The sequence below is a fragment of the Enterobacter sp. CM29 genome, from assembly GCF_013179605.1.
In the GTDB taxonomy this organism is placed as follows: Bacteria; Pseudomonadota; Gammaproteobacteria; order Enterobacterales; family Enterobacteriaceae; genus Enterobacter; species Enterobacter intestinihominis.
In genome coordinates this window covers 1-5,058 of record NZ_JABMCU010000258.1, presented here as the reverse complement: position 1 = coordinate 5,058, position 5,058 = coordinate 1, and the positions used below count along the sequence as shown (strand labels likewise).

7 protein-coding genes and 1 riboswitch are annotated in these 5,058 nt (G+C 56.3%); of the genes, 6 read left to right on the top strand and 1 reads right to left on the bottom strand.

Annotation, left to right across the window (positions count from 1 at the left end):
* Positions 1-168: 168 nt before the first annotated feature.
* Positions 169-1,077, bottom strand: coding sequence for a uridine diphosphate-N-acetylglucosamine-binding protein YvcK (yvcK, locus tag HP459_RS21255; RefSeq protein ID WP_023299636.1), 909 nt, complete (start codon positions 1,075-1,077; stop codon positions 169-171).
* 226 nt (positions 1,078-1,303) lie between these two features.
* A riboswitch (molybdenum cofactor riboswitch) is annotated at positions 1,304-1,437 on the top strand.
* On the opposite strand from yvcK, the gene moaA reads away from it, so the two are divergent.
* From moaA to HP459_RS21225, 6 genes are all read left to right on the top strand, one after another.
* On the top strand, positions 1,425-2,414 hold the full coding sequence (gene moaA, locus HP459_RS21250; RefSeq protein WP_022647500.1) for a GTP 3',8-cyclase MoaA: 990 nt from the start codon (positions 1,425-1,427) through the stop codon (positions 2,412-2,414). (Overlaps the previous riboswitch by 13 nt.)
* A gap of 24 nt (positions 2,415-2,438) precedes the next feature.
* Positions 2,439-2,951 carry a molybdenum cofactor biosynthesis protein B gene (gene moaB, locus HP459_RS21245; protein WP_022647501.1) on the top strand — a complete coding sequence of 171 codons (513 nt, stop codon included), beginning with the start codon at positions 2,439-2,441 and terminating at the stop codon, positions 2,949-2,951.
* Between the two features lie 3 nt (positions 2,952-2,954).
* Positions 2,955-3,440 (top strand): cyclic pyranopterin monophosphate synthase MoaC, encoded by a 486-nt coding sequence (moaC, locus tag HP459_RS21240; RefSeq protein ID WP_006809528.1) that lies wholly within the window; start codon positions 2,955-2,957, stop codon positions 3,438-3,440.
* Complete coding sequence (moaD, locus tag HP459_RS21235) at positions 3,433-3,678, top strand: molybdopterin synthase sulfur carrier subunit (RefSeq protein WP_022647502.1); 246 nt, start codon at positions 3,433-3,435, stop codon at positions 3,676-3,678. The genes moaC and moaD overlap by 8 nt, the downstream gene beginning before the upstream one ends.
* Position 3,679: 1 nt before the next feature.
* Positions 3,680-4,132, top strand: coding sequence for a molybdopterin synthase catalytic subunit MoaE (moaE, locus tag HP459_RS21230; protein ID WP_155024298.1), 453 nt, complete (start codon positions 3,680-3,682; stop codon positions 4,130-4,132).
* A gap of 58 nt (positions 4,133-4,190) precedes the next feature.
* Entirely contained in the window at positions 4,191-4,898 is a 708-nt protein-coding gene (locus HP459_RS21225; protein WP_015571081.1) for a Bax inhibitor-1/YccA family protein, read from the top strand.
* Positions 4,899-5,058 lie beyond the last annotated feature (160 nt).

Here is a 5,058-nt window from a genome sequence, read left to right as displayed (position 1 = left end):
AAGGAACATAAAGTGAACGGAATGACCACCACCGCCGTATGTTCCCCTCACCCTAACCCTCTCCCCGGAGGGGCGAGGGGATTGCTCAGTGCTCGCATTAATTTGTGGGGAACCCTCAGCCCACAGGGAGAGGGCCGGGGTGAGGGCATCAGGCCGCACAAAACGAACCTAACCTAATGCCTGAATCGCCTTCTCCAGCGCCTCGCGCAGCAGATGGCGGTCGTGGCGATATTTAATATCGCTGGCTTCCAGCGGCTCCTGCACCACCACGCGATCGCCAATCCCCGACACATCTACTTTTGGCCCGACCACGACACCATCGATAATTTTCTTACCAACATACTGTTCCATCAGGTCCAGCTTATCCGCCAGCGACAGGCTTGCCGCCGCCGGACTGAGTTCGCGGCCTAAATTACCGATATAGACCATGGGCGCAGGCGTTCTGCGCAGCGCCTGCGCCAGCTCTTTCACCAGCAGGATCGGCATCAGGCTGGTATAAAAACTCCCCGGCCCAATCAGGATCAGATCGGCCTCGCCAATCGCTTCAACCGCTTCACGCGTTGCGGGTACGCTGGGGTAGGTCATCAGCTCTTTTGGCGGAAGAAGAAGCTGGTCGATATTCACTTCACCATACACTTCGTGATCGTCAGCATCGATCGCCATCAAATCTACCGGCTGTTCGGACATCGGGATCAGGAACGCATCCACTTTTAGCAGGTTACGAATTAAATTGATCGCTTCCAGAGGGCGCACGCTCAGGTGATCCAGCGCCTTTAACATCAGATTTCCAAGGTTATGGCCTGAAAGTTCGCCATTTCCCCCAAAACGGTACTCAAACATCGCCGAGGCCACGCTTGGCTCAGTGATGAGCTGGTTGAGGCAGTTGCGCATATCACCCCAGGCTATCCCGCCTTCAGCACGTCGGATCCGCCCGGTTGAGCCGCCGTTGTCCGTTGTTGTCACGATGCCCGTCAGGCGTGAGCCCAGTGACGATAACGACGACATAACCCGTCCCAGACCGTGACCTCCTCCAAGAGCGACCACGCGGTCCAGATCCGCAAAAGTGCGATTGCGCATACCTATTCCTTATCCTGTTAAGCTTGCGTCACAGTAACGCAACTACTCCTAAAAGACGATGCCTCTCACAAACCATAATGACGTATATCAATGCGAAAGCGCTGTTTTTGCGTATTCTGTAGTGAAAATGCACGATAACATCGTTATGTATAAATTTATATAGCGAAAAGCGATAATGGCGAAGTGGCGATTTCCACGCTACTATCGCCATAACCACGTTTTCAAAACTGAAAACATACACTCTAGCCCTGGCGCCTGTGTCGAGAGATATGGCGCCCTGGCCGTGGCGGATTTGCCACCAGGGTACAGAAAGAAATGACTGTGCCTCCCGATCTGGAAAGGTGTACATGGCTTCACAACTTACTGATGCTTTCGCGCGTAAGTTTTTCTACTTACGTTTGTCGATTACCGACGTGTGTAACTTCCGTTGCACCTACTGCCTGCCCGATGGCTACAAGCCGGGCAGCGTCACCAACAACGGCTTTCTCTCCGTGGAAGAAGTACGCCGCGTCACGCGCGCGTTCTCTGAACTCGGTACGGAAAAAGTGCGTCTTACCGGGGGAGAGCCCTCCCTGCGCCGTGATTTCCCTGACATCATTGCCGCCGTGCGTGAAAACGAACGTATCCGCCAGATAGCGGTGACCACCAACGGTTACCGCATGGCGCGTGACGTGGCGAACTGGCGCGATGCGGGGCTGACGGCGATCAACGTCAGCGTCGATAGCCTGGACGCCCGTCAGTTCCACGCCATTACCGGCCAGGATAAGTTCCAGCAGGTAATGGACGGCATCGATGCCGCGTTCACCGCCGGTTTCGACAAGGTCAAAGTCAATACCGTGTTGATGCGTGATGTGAACCACCATCAGCTGGACACCTTTCTGGCGTGGATCAAACCGCGCCGCATTCAACTGCGTTTTATTGAGCTGATGGAGACCGGGGAGGGCAGCGAGCTGTTCCGTCGCCATCACATCTCCGGCATGGTCCTGCGTGACGAACTGCTGAAACGCGGCTGGATCCACCAGATCCGCCAGCGCAGCGATGGCCCGGCGCAGGTCTTTTGTCATCCGGATTATGAAGGCGAAATCGGCCTGATCATGCCCTATGAAAAAGACTTCTGTGCCAGCTGCAACCGCCTGCGCGTCTCCTCTGTTGGCAAGCTGCACCTCTGCCTGTTCGGGGATGGCGGCGTCGATCTGCGCGATTTGCTGGAAGACGACGCCCAACAGGACGCGCTTGAAGCACGCATTTCCGAGGCGCTGACGCACAAAAAGCAGACCCATTTCCTGCATCAGGGCAACACCGGCATTACTCAGAACCTGTCCTATATCGGCGGGTAATCAGGCTTTAGAAGGAACCAGAAGATGAGTCAGGTAAGCGCGGAATTTATCCCGACACGCATTGCTATTCTTACCGTTTCCGAACGTCGTGGTGAAGAGGATGATACCTCCGGCCACTGGCTGCGCGAGGCGGCACACGAAGCCGGGCACCAGATTGTTGATAAAGCGATCGTCAAAGAGAACCGTTACGCCATTCGCGCTCAGGTTTCACAGTGGATTGCGAGTGATGACGTCCAGGTTGTACTGATCACTGGCGGCACCGGCTTTACCGCAGGCGACCAGGCGCCGGAAGCGCTGCTTCCGCTGTTCGATCGCGAAGTAGAAGGCTTCGGCGAAGTGTTCCGCATGCTCTCATTTGAAGAGATTGGCACCTCTACGCTCCAGTCCCGTGCCGTCGCGGGGGTAGCGAACAAGACGCTGATCTTCGCCATGCCGGGCTCGACCAAAGCCTGCCGCACCGCGTGGGAAAACATTATTGCCCCGCAGCTGGATGCCCGTACCCGTCCGTGTAATTTCCATCCCCATTTAAAGAAATAAGCTATGTCACAACTGACCCACATAAACGCCGCTGGCGAAGCGCATATGGTGGATGTCTCCGCCAAAGCCGAAACGGTGCGCGAGGCGCGTGCTGAAGCGTTCGTCACCATGCTGCCGGAGACGCTGGCGATGATTATCGACGGTAGCCATCACAAGGGTGATGTGTTTGCCACCGCCCGCATCGCCGGTATTCAGGCCGCTAAACGCACCTGGGACCTCATCCCGCTCTGCCATCCGCTGATGCTTAGCAAAGTGGAGGTAAATTTGCAGGCGCAGCCGGAGCATAACCGCGTGCGTATCGAGTCCCTGTGCCGCTTAACCGGGAAAACCGGTGTGGAGATGGAGGCGTTAACGGCAGCCTCCGTGGCGGCGCTGACCATCTACGACATGTGTAAAGCGGTGCAGAAAGATATGGTGATTGGCCCGGTGCGTCTGCTGGCAAAAAGCGGCGGCAAATCCGGTGATTTTAAGGTGGAAAGCCATGATTAAGGTGCTCTTTTTTGCCCAGGTCCGTGAGCTTATCAATACCGACAGCCTGACGCTGGACGGCTCTTTCGAAAACGTCGCCGCCCTGCGTGCGCATCTGGCGGCGCAAAGCGACCGCTGGGCGCTGGCGCTGGATGAAGGCAAATTGCTGGCCGCCGTGAATCAGACGCTGGTGGAGTTGACCCACCCGCTGGCTGATGGAGATGAAGTGGCCTTTTTCCCGCCGGTCACAGGGGGTTGAGATGACGGAAACCCGAATTCTGGTTGGCCATGAGCGTTTTAACGTGGGCACGGAATATGACTGGCTGGCCGGGCGCGACGAAGACGGCGCGGTCGTGACGTTTACCGGGAAAGTGCGTAATCATAATCTCGGCGACAGCGTAAAAGCGCTGACGCTGGAGCATTATCCGGGAATGACCGAAAAATCGCTGGCGGCCATTGTCGAAGAGGCGCGAGGCCGCTGGCCGCTGGGGCGCGTTACGGTTATTCATCGCATCGGCGAAATGTGGCCCGGCGAAGAAATTGTGTTTGTCGGCGTCACCAGCACCCATCGCGGGAGTGCTTTTGCGGCGGGGGAGTTCATCATGGATTACCTCAAAACTAAAGCGCCGTTCTGGAAGCGTGAAGCGACGCCGGAAGGTGAGCGCTGGGTGGAATCGCGGGACAGCGACAAACAGGCTGCCAGCCGCTGGTAACAGGTTTACGTGGATGTGTTAGTCTTAACGTGTGTGTTTACTTAATCAGGAGTGAATCATGGACCGATTTCCGCGTTCCGATTCGATAGTTCAGCAGACCCGTAGCGGGCTGCAAACCTACATGGCTCAGGTATATGGCTGGATGACGGTTGGCCTGCTGCTTACCGCGTTTATCGCGTGGTATGCGGCAAACACGCCTGAACTGATGATGTTTATCTTCTCCAGCAAAATCACCTTCTTTGGGCTGATTATTGCGCAACTGGCGCTGGTATTCGTGCTCTCCGGGCTGGTGCACAAGCTCAGCGCGGGCATGGCGACCACGCTGTTTATGCTCTATTCGGCGCTGACCGGGCTGACGCTCTCCAGTATTTTCATCGTTTACACCTACTCCTCCATCGCCAGCACCTTTGTGGTGACCGGCGGGATGTTCGGTGTGATGAGCCTGTACGGTTACACCACCAAACGTGACCTGAGCGGCTTCGGCAACATGCTGTTTATGGGGCTGATTGGGATTGTGCTGGCGTCGCTGGTTAACCTGTGGCTGAAGAGTGACGCGCTGATGTGGGCGGTGACCTATATCGGGGTGGTGATCTTCGTGGGCTTAACCGCTTACGACACCCAGAAGCTGAAAAACATCGGTGAGCAAATTGATGTTCGCGACAGTTCAAACCTGCGCAAATACTCGATTCTGGGCGCGCTGACGCTTTATCTGGACTTCATCAACCTGTTCCTGATGCTGCTGCGTATCTTCGGCAACCGTCGCTAGTCAGGGTGGCGCTGTCTGATGCCCTCACCCTGACCCTCTCCCACAGGGCTGAGGGTTCCCCACAAATTAATGCGAGCACTGAGCAATCCCCTCGCCCCTCCGGGGAGAGGGTTAGGGTGAGGGGAACATACGGCGGTGGTGGTCATTCCGTTCACTTTAT